General features: G+C 43.8%; 14 protein-coding genes. 2 read left to right on the plus strand and 12 right to left on the minus strand.

Features of this window, described 5'->3' with window-relative positions; all coding sequences use genetic code 11:
- Window positions 1-82: 82 nt before the first annotated feature.
- Entirely contained in the window at window positions 83-3,085 is a 3,003-nt protein-coding gene (locus AB1I49_RS09935; protein ID WP_407720883.1) for an RNA dependent RNA polymerase, read from the plus strand.
- The gene (locus AB1I49_RS09940) at window positions 3,075-3,911 is read left to right on the plus strand and encodes a hypothetical protein (RefSeq protein ID WP_407720884.1); all 837 of its coding nucleotides are present in this window, start codon (window positions 3,075-3,077) and stop codon (window positions 3,909-3,911) included. Before AB1I49_RS09935 ends, AB1I49_RS09940 begins: the two co-directional genes overlap by 11 nt.
- Before the next feature lie 179 nt (window positions 3,912-4,090).
- Here AB1I49_RS09940 and AB1I49_RS09945 read toward each other — a convergent pair whose 3' ends face one another.
- From AB1I49_RS09945 to AB1I49_RS10000, 12 genes are all read right to left on the minus strand, one after another.
- Complete coding sequence (locus AB1I49_RS09945) at window positions 4,091-4,990, minus strand: leucine-rich repeat protein (protein ID WP_407720885.1); 900 nt, start codon at window positions 4,988-4,990, stop codon at window positions 4,091-4,093.
- Between the two features lie 70 nt (window positions 4,991-5,060).
- Window positions 5,061-5,192, minus strand: coding sequence for a hypothetical protein (locus tag AB1I49_RS09950; protein WP_407720886.1), 132 nt, complete (start codon window positions 5,190-5,192; stop codon window positions 5,061-5,063).
- A 15-nt stretch (window positions 5,193-5,207) separates the two neighbouring features.
- The gene (locus tag AB1I49_RS09955) at window positions 5,208-11,159 is read right to left on the minus strand and encodes an InlB B-repeat-containing protein (RefSeq protein ID WP_407720887.1); all 5,952 of its coding nucleotides are present in this window, start codon (window positions 11,157-11,159) and stop codon (window positions 5,208-5,210) included.
- A gap of 117 nt (window positions 11,160-11,276) precedes the next feature.
- Window positions 11,277-12,071 (minus strand): helix-turn-helix domain-containing protein, encoded by a 795-nt coding sequence (locus AB1I49_RS09960; RefSeq protein ID WP_407720888.1) that lies wholly within the window; start codon window positions 12,069-12,071, stop codon window positions 11,277-11,279.
- Between the two features lie 119 nt (window positions 12,072-12,190).
- On the minus strand, window positions 12,191-13,036 hold the full coding sequence (locus AB1I49_RS09965; RefSeq protein ID WP_407720889.1) for a helix-turn-helix domain-containing protein: 846 nt from the start codon (window positions 13,034-13,036) through the stop codon (window positions 12,191-12,193).
- Window positions 13,037-13,267: 231 nt separating this feature from the next.
- Window positions 13,268-14,320 (minus strand): DEAD/DEAH box helicase family protein, encoded by a 1,053-nt coding sequence (locus tag AB1I49_RS09970; RefSeq protein WP_407720890.1) that lies wholly within the window; start codon window positions 14,318-14,320, stop codon window positions 13,268-13,270.
- A gap of 72 nt (window positions 14,321-14,392) precedes the next feature.
- Complete coding sequence (locus tag AB1I49_RS09975; protein WP_407720891.1) at window positions 14,393-15,253, minus strand: TOTE conflict system archaeo-eukaryotic primase domain-containing protein; 861 nt, start codon at window positions 15,251-15,253, stop codon at window positions 14,393-14,395.
- Window positions 15,254-15,274: 21 nt separating this feature from the next.
- A complete protein-coding gene (locus AB1I49_RS09980) occupies window positions 15,275-16,528 on the minus strand; it encodes an ATP-binding protein (RefSeq protein ID WP_407720892.1) in 1,254 nt (417 codons plus the stop codon).
- Window positions 16,529-16,822: 294 nt separating this feature from the next.
- Window positions 16,823-17,704 (minus strand): DUF5131 family protein, encoded by an 882-nt coding sequence (locus AB1I49_RS09985; protein ID WP_407720893.1) that lies wholly within the window; start codon window positions 17,702-17,704, stop codon window positions 16,823-16,825.
- A gap of 348 nt (window positions 17,705-18,052) precedes the next feature.
- Window positions 18,053-18,457 carry a HEPN domain-containing protein gene (locus tag AB1I49_RS09990; RefSeq protein ID WP_407720894.1) on the minus strand — a complete coding sequence of 135 codons (405 nt, stop codon included), beginning with the start codon at window positions 18,455-18,457 and terminating at the stop codon, window positions 18,053-18,055.
- The gene (locus tag AB1I49_RS09995; protein ID WP_407720895.1) at window positions 18,447-18,791 is read right to left on the minus strand and encodes a nucleotidyltransferase domain-containing protein; all 345 of its coding nucleotides are present in this window, start codon (window positions 18,789-18,791) and stop codon (window positions 18,447-18,449) included. The genes AB1I49_RS09990 and AB1I49_RS09995 overlap by 11 nt, the downstream gene beginning before the upstream one ends.
- A 273-nt stretch (window positions 18,792-19,064) precedes the next feature.
- The gene (locus AB1I49_RS10000; protein WP_407720896.1) at window positions 19,065-20,669 is read right to left on the minus strand and encodes an SWIM zinc finger family protein; all 1,605 of its coding nucleotides are present in this window, start codon (window positions 20,667-20,669) and stop codon (window positions 19,065-19,067) included.
- Window positions 20,670-20,674 lie beyond the last annotated feature (5 nt).

Genomic DNA, 20,674 nt, shown 5'->3' on the forward strand with positions numbered 1-20,674 from the left:
AAAAGTGGGAGTAGTATTCATATTCGCAAATAGGTTGTTTTTCAAAAGGATTTGTGATATGATTGGCAGTGGGTGATGTAATTTGAATACACGATATAAAATCCACATGCTCTCTGCGCGTTCACTTATCAGTTACGCGAGAGAGGAGCATGATCAATACACATTTCATCTCAGCAAAACAGACACGCGCAAGTGTATCATGCGTGAAGCGGCTGATGTACAGGATGACAACGCTCTGTTTTATCAGACGATGTGTGTCCTCAACGGCTGCAATATTGAACCTCCGCAAAGTGAGACGGCGCATCCTGATTTGCAGGATGTGATTCTCTATGTCGACTTCAACGGCATATTTGACAGGGGTAGCTCTCCGAAAATGATGGAACGGCAGAAGAAAGCCGAGGCGATGTTTCATCCTGATGGTGTAACGCTCGACTTTGGGAGCGGCGCTCATCGTTATCTTGCCTTTGAGCGTTCGGGCAGTATGAGCCGTCAGGCAAAGCTGTCGTTTATCCGCGCTGATGTTCACGATGAAGTGCGTCGGCGTATTATGATGGATATGGTTGTCGGTGACTGTCGGCTCTCAAAGCTCTATGCATATAACGGCTTGATGCTGTCAGGCGGTGTCAGGATCGACGGTATTGACCTAACCAATCCTCATAGTGTGATTGTTGTGAAGAATGAAACCTACCGCGCACATACAAAAGTCGTTTCGGTAGAGGGAACTGCTGTCAGCGAAGCGGTCAAAAAGTACAACCGTAAGGAAGAATTACAGGACTTTACGGTTCTTCGCCATGACGGTGAAGGTTTGATCTCCAAACAACTCGCAAAAGCAGTTGACAATATTTATTGCGGCAAACACATGCACCATTCCTTCCAAATCCGTATGCCGTATGTCAAGGGCATGGTTCACGAGGTTAATTTCAAGGATTTCCTGAAAAGCGCGGGCAGTGAATATATAACGGACATTTGGGACGTTCGTCATCCTGTTAATCAGGTGGAAATGATACTCACGCAAAGTATGTTCAAGGGTTATGGCTGGCTGACCGAAAACGGAATGGATTGGAATGATTATTTAAGTATTTTCAAAAAGTATAATCATGCGCTGTATGTTACCAATGTCAGCAAAGTGAAGCCCGACGACCACACGGAGCTGAACTATCAATTCCTCAACACCTTATCTATGACCGCGGAAGAATTTCGTCCGCATGATTTGCCTGACGGCTGGGAGACCAGCCCTTCTGCTGACAGCCGTAATTGGATCACAAAAGCAACCGAGCAGCGCTACTATGATTTCTGTTTGAACGAAGCTTTTCGCAGGCAGTATTTTATTGATAAAAACAACGCACTTGGAAAGTGTATTAAAAAGAATCCTTTGTTTGTCAACGAAAAAGCGTGTGTCAAGGAGCTGAATGACAACGCCGACAAGCTGATTCGACAGTACAGTTTGGGACGGCTGCTCGTGAAGGGCGACAACCGCTTTCTCTCTGATGATTTACTGGATTTGTTGATATTTATGATTGATTCCGGCGTCAAAAGGGATCATCGGCAAAGCGTCTTTTGGTCGGTAGCAATGACAGAGCGGTTTAAGAAAAACAGCTTTTACTCGCCGGGTGCGTCATATGATGCCGACGCAGTTTGTACGCTTCTGCGTAATCCGCATATCGCACGCAATGAGGAGATTCAGCTAAATCTCTATGGCAAATCCAGCAATATGAGAAAGCACTATCTTTCTCAGCTGACCGATGTAGTGATGGTTGATCCCGAGAGCCTTGCGGCGCAGCGTTTGGGCGGTGCTGATTTTGACGGCGATATGATCAAAACGATTGCGGATGATCTGCTTAACGAATGTGTAAAGCGGAATTACGAATATGACGATTTGAACGACCGCAGCAATCTTCCTCTGCTGTATATTCCGTCAGAAGAACCTGTTACACGAAACGCCAACGACTGGCATGATCGGTTCGTGACGGTTCGCGATACGTTTTCCTCACGTGTTGGGCAAATCTGCAATGCGGCATTTGACAGAAGCATTATCGCTTATGATGAAAACTCAAACGACGAGGAACGCCAGCACTGCCGTGAACAGACGGAGGTTCTGTCCATTCTGACAGGCTTGGAGATTGATTCCGTTAAAAGCGGCGTGAAGCCTGATTTGTCTGAATACCTTGTCAGAGAACGAAGGGCACACAATCTCTTCCTCAAATACAAATCCTTGCTGGAGCTTGACCGGAACCACGCTTGGTATGAGGACTCGCCGCAGAAGAAAATCAAGCAATTTTTTGCATCTACCGATTGGGATAAGGTGACCTCAAACGTAGAGCGCTTGCCGTATTTAGCCAAGCAATTAAAGGAAAACACAAAACGGTTGAATCCGAAACCGGCAAAGGACAGCGAGTTATTCACCTTTGCGACAAAGCCTGATTGGAAGGATAGCTTGGATCCAAATATTTTATCTTCCGTCGGATTTTTGTTGCAGCAATATGAGGCGGTTTTATCCAGAATACGCGCCTGCCGCGCACCGATCAAGAATAAAGCAAGTCAGAATGATATTGACCGAATTCTCTACTCACAAGGGCAGGAGGAGTTTATCGACAGTGACGCGCTCTATGCTGCATTTTCAAAGTTATCGCCGGAAAGAGTAGCCGCTGTCCGAGAAGAACTGAAAAAACTGTCGTGGCATTTGATGGATAAGGATTCACGGCTTGATTTTCTCAGTGAGTATCTTCCTGAGTTTGAAGAATATTATGACTTGCTTTCAGATTTCCGCTTTGGTGGTTACCGTGTGCTTGACGACTTGATTTGTGACATTGACGACGAAAACAACGCCACCGAACGCAAAAAACTCCTTCGGTCAAACGACTCGAAGGAGTTCAAGGAAATGATGCAGGCGTATTTGAATAAATCTCACGCGCAGAGTTACCGTCAGGCGGTTGCTGCTGCGTGCAGGGCTTTGATGGATAAAATCATCAAGCCGAAAAAAGCGGTGCCGTATGTGGTGGCTCTCGGAAAGCGCTACTTGCTGTGGGAGCTACTGCCCGACGCGGTTTATTCGCATGTGTTGGGGGTGAAGAAAAATGCTGAATGAACCGGAAGAATTCAAGGCATATACGCAGTTTCCGAAGTACAACGCCAATGGCAAACGCGATATGTCGTTTCTCGGGCGGTTTACCTTTGATATGCTGATAAAACAAATCGGGCTGCACAGAGTTTTGACAACTATCGCACGTGGATATATGTTTGAAACAGGAACTCCTAATATCGACCGCGCGAAAGGAGCGTTACAGGCATGGTGCAGCTTACCGACAGAAAAGAAAGACGATTGGAAAGCAAACACCAATTTCTGCAAGCTGCATGATAGTTTTCCAGAGTTGGTTGATACAAATGGTCGCGGCTGGTTTTACCGTCATATTCATAACATCTGCGATTTTGTCAAAAACAACCCCGATTCCCTCAGCAAGACGACAGTTTCAAAGTGCGAATTGTTGAGAAAAGGCTTCGTCAAAGAATGGGAAAAGAATGTTATCCAATTTCAAGTGCCGATTTTTTCAACTACCACCATAGGCTCGTGGATATTGCGTTTTGACGATATTCTCGCCGACGCGCTGGAGTTGGGAAAACTTCAAAACAAAGATTTTCCTCTTTCTGACCGTATCAGCGAATACATCAAAGCACGTGTAGCAACACCTGCCCAGCCCGCCGCCGAATTGTTGGTGAAGTATTATATCGCCAACAAACCAATTGATTCTGATAAGGTAGTGCTGCCGGTCACGAACTTTGACGCTTATTTCGGCAACGGTTCTTTCAGTAAGAAGTGGCTGCCGAAGGAATTTGGCGCTATCATCATCCGAGACCCGCAGAGCAACGGCGTATCGCGCTATACGCTTCATGAAAATTTGATAAAACTGATATAACCGAAAGTGCAGCAGAGAAATCCGCTGCACTTTCGTTGTTCACTGAAACGAGGCTCACAAACCGCGACAAATCGCCTGTGTGGGCTTTGTTTGTTCAGGGCGGGTACGACTGCGAACTTTTCATTTGCGCGGCACAGGGCGAAAAAAAGAGCAGCAGGTCGCCCTACTGCTCTGAAAAATTATTGTGTCATAACTTTGCCGATGGGATATTCCATCTCATATTCGGCAAGATACATTTGGATAATTGTCGCATCGGCAATATCCACCGTACCATCTTGATTTGCGTCGGCAGCATGGAGATAAATACCTTCTAAGGGTTCCAGCTCTGCCAGATAACGCTGAATCGTTGTGACGTCGTTGATGTTTACAATACCGTCGCCGGTGGTGTCGCCGAGCTTGATACCATCGAGGAGAACGTAAGGAATGTTCTGCACAATGGCATAATCATATCCCGTTGTGCCATACCACACGCCGAGGGTGAGGTTTGAATCGTTTCTGAATGCAGAAGCAGCAATACTTGTTACACTCTGCGGAATTTCCGCATATTCAAGATTTGAGCAATTAGCAAATGCAAAATAAGAAATGCTCTTTGCTCCTTCCGCAATTGATACGGATTTCAAAGAAGAACAGTTATAAAAACAGTACTCCGGAACATCCGCGCTGCCGTTATACTCAAGTGTTTCCAACTTATTACAGTTATCAAAAGCGTGCTCGCCGATTCTTGTAACAGACTGAGGAATAATCATATCACCCTCAATCTCAGTGCAACCGCTGAAAGCGTACATTCCTATACGGTTCAAGTGCTCTGCCTGAGACAAATCGACGCTTTTTAAATCGGTATCATTTTCAAAAGCCCAGTTAGCAACAGATATAAAATACCTGTTAGCCAACATATCCGGAACTGAAAGATTGGGCTGTTCATGATCCCAATCCACCAATGAGATTGATGTATTATTGACAACAGAGTATGAATAGCCGTTGACAATGTAGATTGTATCTGCAGAAAAGCTAACTACTGATACGGATATAAGTAGTACAAATACCACAATCAGGCTTAGTAATTTTTTTGTTTTTTTCATATCATCACCTATGTTTTGATAGAAAGTACAGGCAGCACTTTGACGCACTGCCTGTACATACTGTTATGAGTTAATCAATGAGACTATCATCAGTTTCATCACCTGAAGTTTCAGGGTGACTTGCGCGTCGCTGATCCATCATTTCTTCAAAGCAAAATTTAATCAACTCAAAGTCGGGAGCATCATAGTACTTTTTCTTCAAATTAATTAACCTCCCTTAGTTACTTACTGTAGGTTTAGATTGAGTTACGCCGTTTTCAATAGAAGCGATATCATAGAAAGTAAAGTAAACAGGTTCACTAATTGTTACTGTACCATCTGATTCAATCATATATCCAAATGCTCTGTAAATATAATTCTTTCTTCCGGTGTTTTCGCCGGTGGTTTTAATATTAGGGAATGCTTTAGTAAACTCAATTCTGTTTTTGTTATCAAGTTTACTTAACGCTATATTGGAATACATGTACTCATGTCCGTCGCCGTATTTATCTGTTCCGTCAAAAGAACCATTGTTAATATAAGTCTTAGCGTTTGTCTTGGCGGTTTCAGCTTCATCAGCAAATGATACGGCATACTGCTTTGATGTCTTTGTTTTATAATTGCCCGAAGCATCCTTATCTAATTCACTAACACGGTCAAACAAGACACCGGTTTTAATTCCGCTGTTTGTGACAGTTCTCAGCTGAACATTATCCTTTCTGTCATACGCGAGCATAAAGTTAGAAAAGATTCTGTCACCCTGTCCGCCCATAGCTTCAGGTGCATTACCGCTGTCACCTTCATTCCACTGGTTACGTGCATTCTCAGCCCAGGTGATAGTAACATTATTATCATACTGTTTAGCCTGTTCATCCGGAGATAGCGAGGCTGAGGCATCATAAAATGGCGTAATGATATAGTCCTGATAAGCGGAATAATTAAATTCTCTTGAGAAGCATTTTGTAACCTCAACGCTGTCGGAGTCATCATTTCCTACTGTACATACACTCCAGTACTTGAAGTACAAAGGTGTTCCTGTCTTCTCATAAATTGTAGCCGGAGCGGTTACATATACATTCTTTGCGTTTGCTCCTTGACCTTTTGTTAAAACATAAGGCTTTGCATAATCAGGCGTTGCCGACAATCCTTTTGAAAAACCATCTGCAGGTGATTCATCGTCTGATAATTTAATTACACGATTTGCATCATCAGTCTGACAAACTGTACCATCATCAGAATGTTTTACACCAAACGGGAACTTAAATATGAAGTTTTTGGAGGATGATTTAGTCTGAGTTGCATTGACTTCTACTGAAAACTGTTTATTCTCTCCGTAGTAATTAACTATTACTATCGACTTGTTTGTTAAATCACTTAAATCCCAGGTTAATGTTTCTCTGATATTCTTTTCATAAGGAGATTTAATTGCAAGAAATTCTGCTTCTGTAGTACTATTAAACTCATAGAATTCAAAGTTTCCTTCAGCCGGCAGATGATCGTGCGTCTGATCATTTTTCGTATATGTTTTTGATTTAACGTATTTGTTAAACTCCTCTTTAGTAAACGGCTGAGTTTTTACTGTGTAAGCTTGATCACCATACTGCTTGCTTACGTATTTATACTTTATTGTGTAAGTAAGCGCAGTATCCAAGCTCGAGTAGAAGGTCTGGCTGTTCAATGATTTATCGAATATCATCTCACCGTCTTCTTCTTTGAAGAATTTGTTGACATTAATGGTGACAACCGCAGTCATATTGGATTTTTTAACCGAAGTTGCAGTTCTAATGCCGTCGTCATCACCCTCCGACATAACTTTAGTTCTGTCGTTTGACCAATAGAAGTTTTCGAAATCAGAAACATATTCGGGTGTAGTTTTAAGAGTAATTTCAAGTGTATAGGGGTTGTTCTCATCGTACTTGATGTACTCCGGACCGATATTTGTAACCTTCTCGTTTTCCGCAAATGTCTTAACTTCAGTACCGTTCTGTTTTACTGTAACAGTGTTAGTTGTTTTACCTGTTCCCTTAGAATCACCGAGGAGGTAATGAACAACCGAAACGTGTCCTGCCAAACCGAGGTCTGAGTAGTAGTTAAGGCTCTGGATTTTCAGTGTGCCGTCTTTGTTAAAGATATCGGTAAACGGAACGGTAAGAGTATCCTCAACCGGAATATTCGAGCCTGCGTACTTCTCTGATTCGGAAACAACATCATAGCTGCCGTTGTTATTTTTCAGCCAGCGGATAAAGGTATTGTCGCCGATTGGTTCGGTGCGGAGAGTAATTTTAATACTATATCCGTTTCCTTTTTTGTAGTGCTTAGTTATGTCTGCCATATCAGCCTGGTCGCCCTTGTCACTGCGAGCAAATGTCTCAACTACAGTGCCGTCGGACGTTACAACCTGTGCGGTTACATAGTAGTAGCCGTTACCGTACGAAGCGCCGTACTTTTCGTGAGTAATATGGAAAGCGGCTGCCGGCAGCTTTTCAACAACAGCAACAATGCGGTAGGTTGTATCAATTGTAAGATTTGCGGCTGTTCCTTCTGCCGGGATATCAACATAATCCGCAATAGTATCTGAGAACTCATTGCCGAGCACAGTGCCTGCGGCAGCGCCGTTCTTCATATACTTAAAGCCGACAAACTTGTAACCGTTACCGAGGTTAAGGCGCATCTGGGCTTCTGTAGTACGGTTGTTGAACCATACGTCTGTGCCGTAGTATGTACCGACAGCAGTTTCTCCAGCATTGTCAGCTTCAGTTTTTGTCTTAAAGCCTGCGCCGATATCAGCTGTGCCGCCCTCGGGACAAAGCTTGTAGCTTGCGCCGTTTTCGGTAACAACCTTAATCAAAGCTTCGGTTTCATCGGTAGACTGTGAATAGAGCCAACGTCCGTCAACACGGATACCGGTGTTGTTTTCAATACCGTTATCTCTATGAACTTTTGCATCCTTAACTACTTCCTCGTGCTCGTAGGAAATTAATACAGGATTGTTTTTGTAATTACTAATTACAGAATTGTAAGCTGTAGTGTCTGTACCTTCAATAAAGTATGAAGGCGGAGCAGTCATAAGATGAGTGCCGTCCTTATCGTAAACTTTCCAAACAGTTGCCCACTTACCGATATTCTGCTGACCGGAAGCTGCTTTTTGCCAGTTCTGGTTACCTACTGAAACTACGTACAGAGGATCTTCCTCAGTAGCAATCGTTTGGTTGGCAAGGTTAACGTGCTGACCGTCGTAGTTAGTAAGGTATTCCCACTCGTAATATGTGTCTTTGGCAAAGTCGTTATCTAAATTAGTTGTGCCTGTATCATCATTATGTTTATCACTATACTTAGAAGCAAGATGAGAGTTTGAGTTTGCTATATCTTGTCTCAGAGTGTTACTCTGAGCATCAGTGCTGACATCGTTTTCATTCTGCTTATACTTAAACGTAAACTGAATGGTATCGACATTAGCAATAGAGGCAATCTTTACGGGATCGAGATAGTCGTAAGTCTGCAGGTTATGATATTTTCCTGAGTAAGGATCAAACTGCTTATGAACTGTTTCGTTCTCCCAGTAGTTATCAAGCAGTACACCCTTGATTGCTTTGTCTGATACACTACCGTCGTCATTGATATAGTGTCTTGCAACGAATGCATAGTATTTACCTGAACCGTCTTTGAGCATAGGCTGACCGGGGTATGTACCGTCATTCTTAACGTCGTCGCTGCCGTACCATGTATAGAAAGCGATAGTGTTGCCCCAGTGGTTGTCCAAGGATGTTGCGTCAGCGTAGAATTTTACATATTCGTTTGCGGCCTCTGCCTTGGTATTGTAGTAAACAGGAGTTACTTCGAGGTTGCCTGAACCCTTGGGAACGGTAATCTGCGCGGTGTAAACTCCGTCGCTCTTTTTGGTTGCAAGGAAGGTTTCGCCGTTTACAACATAAGCTCTAACAGCCCAGCCGCCGGTTGAGCCGCCCCTTGTGATTGTTGTTTGAGCGGTGATATAGGTGTTTACATCATCCTGGTAATAATAGGTTTTGTAGTCGGTCTCATCCTTGTATCTCGGGAATGCAAGCTCGTCTTTGTAGAGCGTTCCGCCGGCTGTAAGAGTGGTATTGCCCCACTTGCATGTGCCGCTGTTGTCTGAACCGATAGAACCATTCTTTGCATAGATGGTTTTGTAAGTATCAAACGGCTTAGAGGTGGTGTCTTTTTCTTCGGTAACAGTACCGGAAATATCAATATCACCTTTAATTATTTTAGCCTCAACTTCATCGGTACGCCCATTATATATTTTCATTAAGACAGTATATGTACCGCCTTCAGTAGTTGTAAAATTAGCATTAGTTTCAGAAGTAGTTGTTGATTGATACCACTGCCAATTTAAAGGATCATTGTGTGATCTTAAAACTGTACTATTATTGTAATTAAATTGCAGATAATAGGTCGTATTTGCTTCTAAATTAACTGTGGTTTTTGCAAGGTTTTCGCGTCCTTCATAAGAACTGCCATTTATCTGCTGCATTTTATTATTGGCTATATTAGCTCCATCCTTCCACATATTTATGTAGAAATCAGTGTCAGTAGCAGCAGAAAGATAATACGCAACAGCTTTAAAGTTGTTCTTAGGCTTAAAGGTATAAGGTGAATTTGTGCTTTCTACCTTTGTTCCGTCAGGGTAGGTGATAATCCACTTTTTGAATGTATTACCGTACAAAGCTCCTGCTGTCAGGGCTATTGAATCGCCTTTTTCGGCTGAATAATAGTCCTTTCCGCTGACTTTGCTCATGGGAGTATCACCATTTTTAACAGGCAACGCAGCGCCTGTGGGATTAGAAGCCACTGTAAACAGAATCTCTGTGCTATCTGTAAAGCTTACCTTAACCACTGTATCAGCCTGAATATTGGGGACAGTTAAAGTATTGCCGGCTGTCTGCTGTACTGCATCGTTAACGTACCACTTGTAAACCTTTTTACCTTCGGCAGGGGTTGCGGTGAATGTGACATTTGCGCCCTTATAAGCCTTGCCCGAGACAGCGCCGCTTGTAATGATTACAGAACCGCCGCTGCCCTCTACAGAAGCAGAAACGTTCACCTGAGCAGGTTTTTTCTGCCGGAACAGAGCGTACAAGGTTGTGCTTGAATTAATGGTAATTTGGTCGTTTGTAACAGACGCCTCTGTTTTACAAGCTGCATCAATATACCAACCCTTGAACTCATAGTTGTCGTTTGTTGGACTTGCAGACAACGTTGAGGTCAATGGGGTTTCTTCCTGCGCAGTCTCGCTCGGAGAAGCTGTTGCAGTACCAACTGCTGCATCCTCTACTGCATCATTGTACTTTGCGGATGTTGCATCGAAATCCTGCTTCATCACCTTAGTGGTGAGGGTGGTGGTTGCTTCCTTCAGCTCAAATGTACTGCCTGTCCAATCGTTGTTGCTTCCTTTGTAAACATTTTTAATATCGAGAGTTGCAGAAATATTATACAAAGTACCGCTCACGGTAGTGAATGAATAGTTACCTTCGCTAGGTCCGTACCAATTTGAACCATCATTAAATTTAAAACCGGTAGTAGTCGAATTAGCGGTAACCTGTCCGGAATAGGTATAGACGCCGTTACCGGTGTCAGTTAACGCTTGACTATTACCGCTAACAGTATCGTAAATCTGGAAAACTCTGGTCGCAGAAGTAAGTGTTTCTTTTCCACCGCTTACCCAACTGTCTCCTACTTGATAATAATTACCGTTATAATTACAGTCAGCCGTTTGGTTCAACTTGTTTTTCCAATTGCCTTCTTTTCCGGTTCCACACCTAACAATAATGATTCCTTCATAAGTACCTGAAGGAGCATTAAAGTAAGAATAGCCCTTACCATTTATATCACTGCTATAATAACCGGAAGTTATTTTGGTCATAGGAACCCACACTTCAGTTTTCGGACTAGTACTATTATTATACAAATATGCATAATAACTACCCGCCTCGCTATAGTACACACCCATTTTGACAAGGACAGTACTTCCCGCAGCTGGTGCAGTTCCCACGCTCTCGCTGTCCGCTGTTGCGCCGACTGCTTCGCTGTTGCCCGTCACCTTCGCCGCGTCGGTAGCTATAATGCCTACTGTCATGCATGAAACAAGAATGCACAGCGAAAGAACAACAGAGAGAAGCGAACGCGAGTGGCGTTTTATCTTTGTTTTCATTTGTTTTTACCTCCATTTCTTTTATATATATGTTTTTTATATATACTTATTTATATAAACAAACGCAGGGTTTTTGCCGCGTCTGATAATTTTTTGTGCCTTTTAATCGGCGATAAATTACGCCGATCTTTCCATAGGCGCATTGGATGCAACGTCACGTTGCCGTTTGGCTTTTTTCAATGCCGTAGGGCTTGCGCCGTAGTATTTGCGGCAGGCGTTGGTAAAGTGGTTGTAATGACCGAAGCCGTTTTTGAGCGCCGCTTCACATACGGGAACATCATGCGTGAGGTAATCGTCGAGCGCGTGCCGGACGCGCACCTCGGTGGTGTACTCCGTGAAGCTCTTGCCGACCAGATTCTTGAAAATCAAGGTAGCGGACAAGGTCGTACAGCCAAGCAGCTCCGCAATCTCGCTGATGAAGATCTTGCGGCGGAAATTCGCTTCGATGTAGTCCTTCACCGTCTGCGCTCTGCTGTCGTGGCTGCACCTGCCGCTGACGACCGCCTCTTGCTTTTCCGTACAGCAGCGCGTCAGCAGTATCCGCAGCATTTTTAGCGTCAGCGAATACTTGACGAGCGCGCTGTATTCGTCAAAGGGCTTTTGCTCGATCGCCAACAGCTTTTGCATCAGCCAAGTCATCTCGCGCCGCTCCTGCGAGCCTTCCGGTAAATAGAAATCGTATTTTTCAACCGAATCGAAGAATGATTTTACGAACACATGCGAAAAATGCACGGTCAGATACCGCGCGTCTACGCCGGAAAGCGCGTGCTCCGTGCGAGGACTGATGACTGCGACGGCTCCGGCGGTCAGGACTTGCTTTGTTTCGCCGAGCGACAAAACCAACGTGCCGCCGTCTACATAGATCAGTTGCAATTCCTCATGCCAGTGCGGCTCTTTCAGCGCGTTGTCCACAGGACCGTCTCTCAGCCTGATTCGCGTAGGGAGATTTTTATCATATTGAATTGTTTGGTGTTTGCACATAATTTATCACCTCCCGTGCCGGTGGGACTTTATGCGCCATTGATAGAGTCTTATTTGAAGTTAAGCTCCATCAACGGCGCGTTGCCACTTTGTTGTTGCTTCAAAAGTTGGAATGGTGTGATACCATAGGCTCGTTTGCATTTAGCGATAAACGTCCGCTTGCTCGGAAAGCCGCCTGCCTTAGTGGCTTCTTCAATCGTCATGCCCTTGTTCACCAAAGCGTCCATCGCGCGTTTTAAGCGGTATTCCAGTACATACTCCGTGAAGCTCTTGCCGGTTGCTTCCTTAAACCGCCGCGATAGATAAACCGACTGTATGCCCAAAAGCTCCGCGACACTTTTTTCGGTGAATTCCTCGCGGTAATGCTGCTCGATATATTCAAGCGCCAGCTTGACATGGCGCGACTGGATGTTTTCGCCCTCTTTGACGGCGTTTGGGTTTTCGTGCCGACACTGCACAAACAGCACGTGCAGGATTTCGGTAATCAGCGAATACTGCCGCAGATCGGGCAAATCCGATTCGTTCACTGTGCGCGAAAGCTGCCAGAGCAGGTTGTGAAGTTCTTCCTCTGCACCGCTGCCACTGATGACCTTGAAAACGCTGCTGTAAAGCGATTCGTCAAACTGCGTCGCGAATTCGTAGGAGATATCGAGAATCAGACATTTGGCTTTGTCAGCCGACAACCTGTGGTTTTCCACCGAGTTGATCAGCCGGAATTCGTCCGTGTGAAGCGTTTGCGCCGTGTTGTTGACATTGATTTCAAGCGCACCGTCAAGCACATAAATCAGCTCAATCTCCTTGTGCCAATGATAGGGCGTGCTGATTTCTCCTTGCTTGATTTCAATTTGCGCGGGGAGCTTGCCGTTGTACCGAATCAGCTCAAACTCACTGTTCACAACTCACCCTCCCGTACTTTTTCCAAACCATATAGAATCATAGAGTAAACCACTATCCATAATGATTATATCATGTATTAACAGCAAATGCAATAATTTTGAGTAGATTTTTTAATGAAAATAAAGAAACATAACATAGTTATGCGTTACATAATTCCGAATTAGGATTATTACGGTTAGTGCAACATTTCGTTAGACACTTTATAATAATTATCGCCGTCAAATACATTGTCAGGTTATTTTGCGGTTTCTCTCTTCATTCGCACATAGCTTTGTGCAGATATCCTGATACCTCAAGCCACCTTCAGCTACACAGAAGTCGGTGAATTCGGGAATCACATAATGAGAGAAATCTCGCTTGACAGACTGTGCCAAGGCATCGACCTGATAGCGTACCGGGCCGCACTGCATGGTGATAATTGGCTGATGACCGTCCTGACGTTTCGGCGTAGCGGTCAATCCGTAGACATATTTTGCATTGACCTCGCGCAGAATCTTCTCAAAGGTAAACGCAGATACATGATGACATTCGTCCACGATCACCATACCATAATCCTTCACAAATCCCTTGACCTCATCGCCGCTTACTACAGACTGCATGATAGCGATGTCAACAATATTATTCAACGTATTCTTAGTGGCTCCAAGCTGACCGATATGGGAAAGCTTTTTCTGCCTGCCGCGCTTTTTCGGTTGTTCGGGCAATTGATCTTCAAAGATTAAAAACTCGGACAAAGATTTTTGCCACTGTTGCAATAACGCTGACGAATGTACCAGAATCAGGGTATTGACCTTCCTTTCGGCAATTAAGTATGACGCGACGACGGTTTTACCGAAAGCGGTCGTCGCAGACAGGATTCCGTTTTCATATTTGAGCATTTCAGCCGCCGCGAGTTGCTGTTCTTCTCGGAGCTCCCCGTTAAAGTGCAAATTAATATGATTGCCGCTGTTGCGTTTGTCCTCATAATGAATCGACGAATTTATCAGTTCCGTCAAACTGTCTTTGCAGCCCCTCGGAATACAGAGGTATTGTCCTGTTTCCTCGGAAGCATCAATCACACGCGGCTTATTATTTACCGGCAACCGCATTGCTTGACTCTTATAGAAATCGGGATTCTTGAATGCCGCAAGACGCTTAATTTTGTTCAAAGCCTTTTGCAATATTCCTTTCTTCTCGATGTACAAAAGATTTGCTTCCACCACATTAACAACAGGCGGAAAGTCAAAGGCAGACAACGGATTTTCATACTTCTTTTCCCAAGGTTTTTCCTGCTCTTCTATCAATTCTCCGAGCTCATTTTGAACACGAAGTTTGGAAAGGTAGCTGTCGACCTCCTCAGCAGTTATCCTTTGGATTTAATAGAGATATTCCCATTGGTCGTGATAAGAATTGAAATCATCATCCACAAATTCAGAATATTGCTCTTTGCGCGCTCTGCCCTGTAGTGGTAAGGCGATCAGGTTGCCGAATCCGCCTTTGGGCATGGTGTCCTGATTTGGAAACATTCTGTCATAAGAGCTCAACTTGATTTCATGTCGTTCTTCCATTGCTTTTGTCAAAATGGCACTGCCGAATTTCCTTGCCGTTGAAGCCGGAAGCGGTTCAGAGAAGAACAGCCACACATGCGCACCGTTTCCGGAACGCGAACGTTCTACCGCTATAGGAATATCAAATGATTTGCAAACCGATCTGACGGCAGATACATCCTCCTGCCAACTCTCATCGTCAAAATCAATGGCAAGGAATTTGGTCGTTTCATCAGGCAGCATAACGTAGGTACCGATCACATCACGACAGAATTCGTCGTCTCCCTTCAGATGGTTATAAATGACACGGTCGGTTACAGCAATAAAACTCTTGTTCGGACAACTGTTGCATTTGTATTTCTTCTTGTCACAAACGCCTGTAACCCACTCGTTAGCGCAGGCAGGGACATAGCCGCTTTTGCCTGTTTTGGTATTGAAAAAACGCTTGGCGTATACATCTTCCCTACCGATGAATAAGGATTTGAACAACTTGATTTTTTGATTCGGTGAGGCGTATTTATTGAACGCTGTTTTATGTTTCTCCGCGCTGCCTTGCCACATTTCCGCATTGCAGATAAAAGAACAGCCATGCTCATCCTCACAGAGCACAGCTATTCTGTCGGTTGTCAATTCTTTTACGGTTTTGATGAAGCGATATTCTTTTCCATTGATGATAGTTTTTGGATTCATAGTATTCCCTTACTTCTAAGATTATAGTTCCAAACTGTTTTTGTTCAACAAAAACCGGCGGATACCCATTGTTACGATACCCATTTCATCCCTGCGTGGCTTTATATTATCCTTAACAACAATTATTTTTTTGAACGAATCTCCGATCGCGTTAAGCGGACGTTCCTCTTGCTTTCTTTTTTCATCAGTCGGCATTGCAAACGCGGATTGGATATAATACTTTTCGCTTCCTTTTGTCGCGACAAAGTCAACCTCCAAATGCTTTTTTTCGGTTTTATTTTCGGTGTTTTTGCCGAAAACCTCCACCAGTCCGACATCTACGCGATACCCTCTGATTCGGAGCTCATTGTATATAATGTTCTCCATAATGTGGTTTTCTTCTGTTTGCCGAAAATTCAGTCTGGCATTACGAAGTCCGACGTCCTCAAAATAGAACTTTGTCGGTGAGCCAATATATTTTCTCCCCTTTATATCATATCTGACTGCCTTGCTGACCAAAAAAGCGTCCGTCAAATAGTCGATATACTTTTTCAGGGTTTTATCACTGATGGTCTTGTTTTTGACACTTTTAAATGTCTTTGACAGCTTTAGCGGATTTGTCAGCGAACCAACGGCAGAAGCGAGAATATCCACCAACTCATCCAATTCCTCACGATTACGGATCTTGTGGCGGTCGATGATATCCGACAAGTACACCTTTTGAAACAGATTGATCAAATACTCTGCTTTTTCCTCATCGGTCTCGCGCGTCAAAATCAACGGCAATCCGCCGTAAGTATAATAGTCCTCCCATGCACCCTCCTCGCTGCCCGGATACGCCGAGCAAAACTCACGAAAAGACAACGGATACATCCGTATTTCATCACCGCGTCCGCGGAACTCAGTAATAACATCGGAAGAGAGGAACTTTGAATTGCTTCCTGTTGCATAAACATCTGCGTTCCGAATATGCAAAAGGCTGTTCAGCACATCTTCAAACTCGCTCAGCAGTTGTACCTCGTCAAGAATAATATAATACGTTTCTTTGTCTTTGATACGATCTTTCAGGTAAGCAAGCATTTGATCCGGATCACGAAGCTCCTTGTTGCTGCGGTCATCCAGCGCGACCTCAATAATATGATCCTCGGCAACGCCTTTTTCAATCAAATAATTGTGAAACAGATTAAACAAAAGATAGGATTTTCCGCATCTGCGAACGCCTGTAACAACTTTTATCAAACCGTTATTTTCCCGACGAATCAAACGATCTAAATACAAATCTCTTTTTATTTCCATAACACACCTATTTCTAAAAATGTTGTATTTACACCCTTTTTCGTAATATATTATATATTGTTTCCTTAATCATGTCAAGTATTCATAAATCAAACAGCGCCGCTAGCTGAAATCAATCAACCTGCGACACTGTTTCATTATACCGCCAGCGAATATTGATATGTAACCTTTTCAACCTGTCCCCTCTCACACCACGAACTCCGCATAAAACCTATTTGTCGTACGTGCCACATGACGTTGAAAGTTGGAAAACTTACGAGAAATGGAATAAAAAGGTATTTATTCAGCAATGGATCATCCGCTGCATGCGCCGCAATCGAAGCAGCCGTTGCAAAGGATTTTAAAGGAACAGGTGTCGCATTTTTTCGCCCAATGCGGCATATATAAATCTTCCTCCGGGATCGGAGCTCTGGAGCTGTCCGTGAGCGCAAACTGCAGCTTCCTGCCCTGATAGCTTAAGCCCGAACGAAATGCCTGCAGGTTCTGCAGGCGTTTGCTTTCGATTTTGTACTCCCTGCCGTCCTTGATAAAGGTCGTTCCGGTTTCCATGAAACAAAACGTAATATCCCGCGACGCACATGCTTCTCTCAGCGCCTTTACCCAATCAAAATCACATGGACGTGCACCGCCGTAGTTTTCTCCGCCGCAGGCTACCTGCTCGATTTGTCCGCTGTCAAGGTATTTGTCGATTGTGACAGCTTCCAACAGCGGAGCGCAGTACACGCCCTTATGCTTGAACGGCAGCTTCAAAAGCAGCGGGATCCTTTCGTCTGCCCTACGCTGCGTTTCGCATGTCACGTTCAGAAAGATATTTTCCCAGCCGTCTCCCCAATCCTCCGGCAAGCATTTTTTGATCCTCTCCGGTCTTTTAGTCAAAAGAAGAAAAACGACGTCACTTCTCTCGCGCATGATATGCCACGCTTCATCCCGCCATTCATCCGCTTCCTCCAGAAAAAAATCAGAGGTCATGCAGACGCTGAGCATTTCGCCGCTTTGTATCTTATACTGCTTTTTTCTGTCCTTTGACAACGGATATCTGAATCCGGTCTTTGTTTTATAGACCTCCGCAGCGTTCTTTCCCCGGAGCCTGTCCGAATAGTATACATAGCAATTCTGACAGCCTTCACTGCATTTGATACATCCGTGCCACGGATTCCAGTTACTGTGCATTGCCATTATCGTGCTTCCTTTCCTGAAACAATCATTGCGCCTGTATTGCAAGGCGTAGCTATTCTATTGATCGTATTATGCTTGACCGGCCTATAATTCATTTTGCAAACATACACTGATATGTTTGATATTGTCAAATCTTACGAGAATAGGAAGAAAATATCAATACTCACTCAAACAGTGTCATACTTCTGTTTTTCGTTTAGCGCAAACTCCCAAATAATTATTTTAATTTACAATTCAAGAAAGTTTTCATTAAGCAAAAACTCATATAGTCCCAGATTAAGTCTGGAAACACCTCCCTCAGAACTTAATATAAAAACTGCGTCCTTATTTTAGAACGCAGTTAGCCGGTTATTGATTATATTGATTCTGCAAATAGCTTTCGACCTCTGAAACAAAGTATTCCGCTCTCTTTGCTTGAATCTCCACATCTTCCTTTAAGATTATGTAGAAATCATCATAGTCGCTGTCCTCTCGGATGACCTCCAAGTCGTCAATGATCTTAGACATTTCCGTGTCGAGTATTCCGGTTTTGATATAGCTTTGTCTGAACCGGGCAATTATCCCCGAATGTTTCTTTGAATCAAATTCATCCAGAGCAAGTACTGCCCTCATCGCGGAAAAGATTGCGTAATAAAGCATGTTTGCTGACGCTTTATAATCACCTAACTCCAGCATTGCCTTGGCTGTTGTCAATCTTTCATGCGCGATCTCTAACCGCCTTTTTGAAAGCTCTATTTTATAATCATGCTCCAATGCGTATTCCCTCCTCATGGACGTTCTGATAGAAGGGCAACACGCTCATATACTTGTTAAAAGTGTCGGCGTCTTTAACCAAGGGAACTATTACCAAATCATATTCCAATCCCAATTCTGATGATTTTGATGTAAGCGCCGATCTGTATTTCCACAATTCTTCCGGAGCTATTCCCCGTACCAAAATCATGATATCCACATCAGACTCAGGTGTATAATCTCCTCTGGCATATGAGCCGTAAAGAATAACCGAATCCAAATGAGTACCAAAGGTATCTTTTGCAGTTTTTGCAATTTCTGTCAAAATGATTTGCAATTCACTTTTTGAGCACATAGAAACAACTCCTTTCATTTTGATACCAATATTATAACACACCTGATTATATTTGTCTATATCAATAATTATACCGCCAATGCGTATTGATATGTAATCTTCTCAACCTGTCCCCTCTCACACCACGAACTCCGCATAAAATCTGTTTGTCGTACGTGCCACATGACGTTGAAAGTAGGAAAAACTTACGAGAAAAGGAGGATTATTGCAGCTGTATTCACACCGTTTTTTGTAATAGAAACGAAAAAGTTTTAATCCTCCAATACACTTAGCCTATAGCCCTTTCAATTCATCCATCATGGCACGGCGGTTTTTATAGCGTATTCGCCAATCCTCCTCGATTTGTCTTGAAAGCTCCTTGCCGCCTTCTATTTTTCTCATTCGCTTTAACAGCCTTGCCCATTCCTGATAAGCCTTTCTGCCGCTTGCCTGCACGGCTGCGTGATTCAGGTAGTCGCTGTATTTCCGAAGAATCTCCGCCGAATATTTTGGCAACAGCACATCCTCATAGTCTAATACGGAATACAGATCCTTATCCTTCAACAGTTCCCATAATCTGTCATATAGCTTTTCTTCGCACAGCAACTGCGCCTGACCGTAATGAATAAAGCAGGGAAATACTTTTTCCCGTTCCCGAATCCACTCTTGCTCGGTGTACTGCGATTTCAGTTCATTATAATACTTATGGCTCTCGGACTTGCAAACCAAATCCCACAGCGTTTCCAGTGCCTTTTCCGTATTTCCGGTTTTTCGGTACAGCCGGAGCAATTCTTCACGATAGCCCGTCAACGAGCCGGGATATCCTAATCCGGACTCAATCAAATCCTGATAAATGACGATCGCCTTCTGCCATTCTTCTCGTTGAATGAATTGACGTGCCAGCCATTCGCGCATTTTGAAATCATCCCAATGCTCACGGCAAAACGTTTCAACTTCTTCAAAGGGCGTTTCCGTATCGTTCAGATAATCCGCCATACGACGCAAGGCATCGCTTCTTTGATAAGAACCCGGCTCACTGGTTTGGATAGCTATGTCAATAAAGTCAATCACGCGAGCGCGATAACGCTCCTCCCGGAATTGCCGCGTGATAAGCGCTTCCAGATAATCGTCAAGAAATTCATTATCGTTCAATTCATATTCCAAAAGCGCTTTCTCAAACAGCCAATCCTTATCCTGCGGCGGCATCTTCTCTGCTATCTCTGCCCAAAACGATGAATAGTCGTCCATGATCATCGTCATTTCGCCATCATCGTCACTGTCGATATCAGCCACCTCTTGACAAATATACAGCGACAACTGAAATGCGTCACGGTACTGTCCGTTGTCTATCATAATACGGATATCATCATTGAACGCTTCCATATCCTCATAGAAGTCGGACGCTTCCTCGTAATCAATAAATCCCCAATTATCCTCATGGTCATAAATCGTGGAATCGATCAGCTTTTTATAGTGTTCCAAAGAGGCTTTGGGCTTATTGGTCAATAAGAGAAAACGCTGTTTCAGCTTTTCATCATTCTCTAAGACATCAACAAGAAAGCTTCTGACCGCAGCTTCATCTGCCGAATTAACAATATCGGCAATACTTTCCTTAACGGAAGATTTTTCGGTTATATCCGTATCTTCAAGCTCATATAAAACCGCCGCCATATGCTTGCAATAATTCCCGTCCTCGGCATACGGACAGTCGCAATCCATATCATACACTTCATCGTGATCGAGAAATATCTCGACCTCATACAGCTCCGTTCCGCTGACAGTAGCGGAGATCACGTCGTTTTCCCTGCTGATATCCTCAACCGCTCCTTCAAGATAGTAACCATATCCCCTGTCGAGAATCGTTTTTCTGAAAAGGTTTTTCCAATTCTTTTTCAGCATTTATC

Origin of the sequence: Ruminococcus sp. NATIVEDY160, assembly GCF_045819885.1 — a bacterium.
Taxonomy (GTDB): Bacteria; Bacillota; Clostridia; order Oscillospirales; family Acutalibacteraceae; genus Ruminococcoides.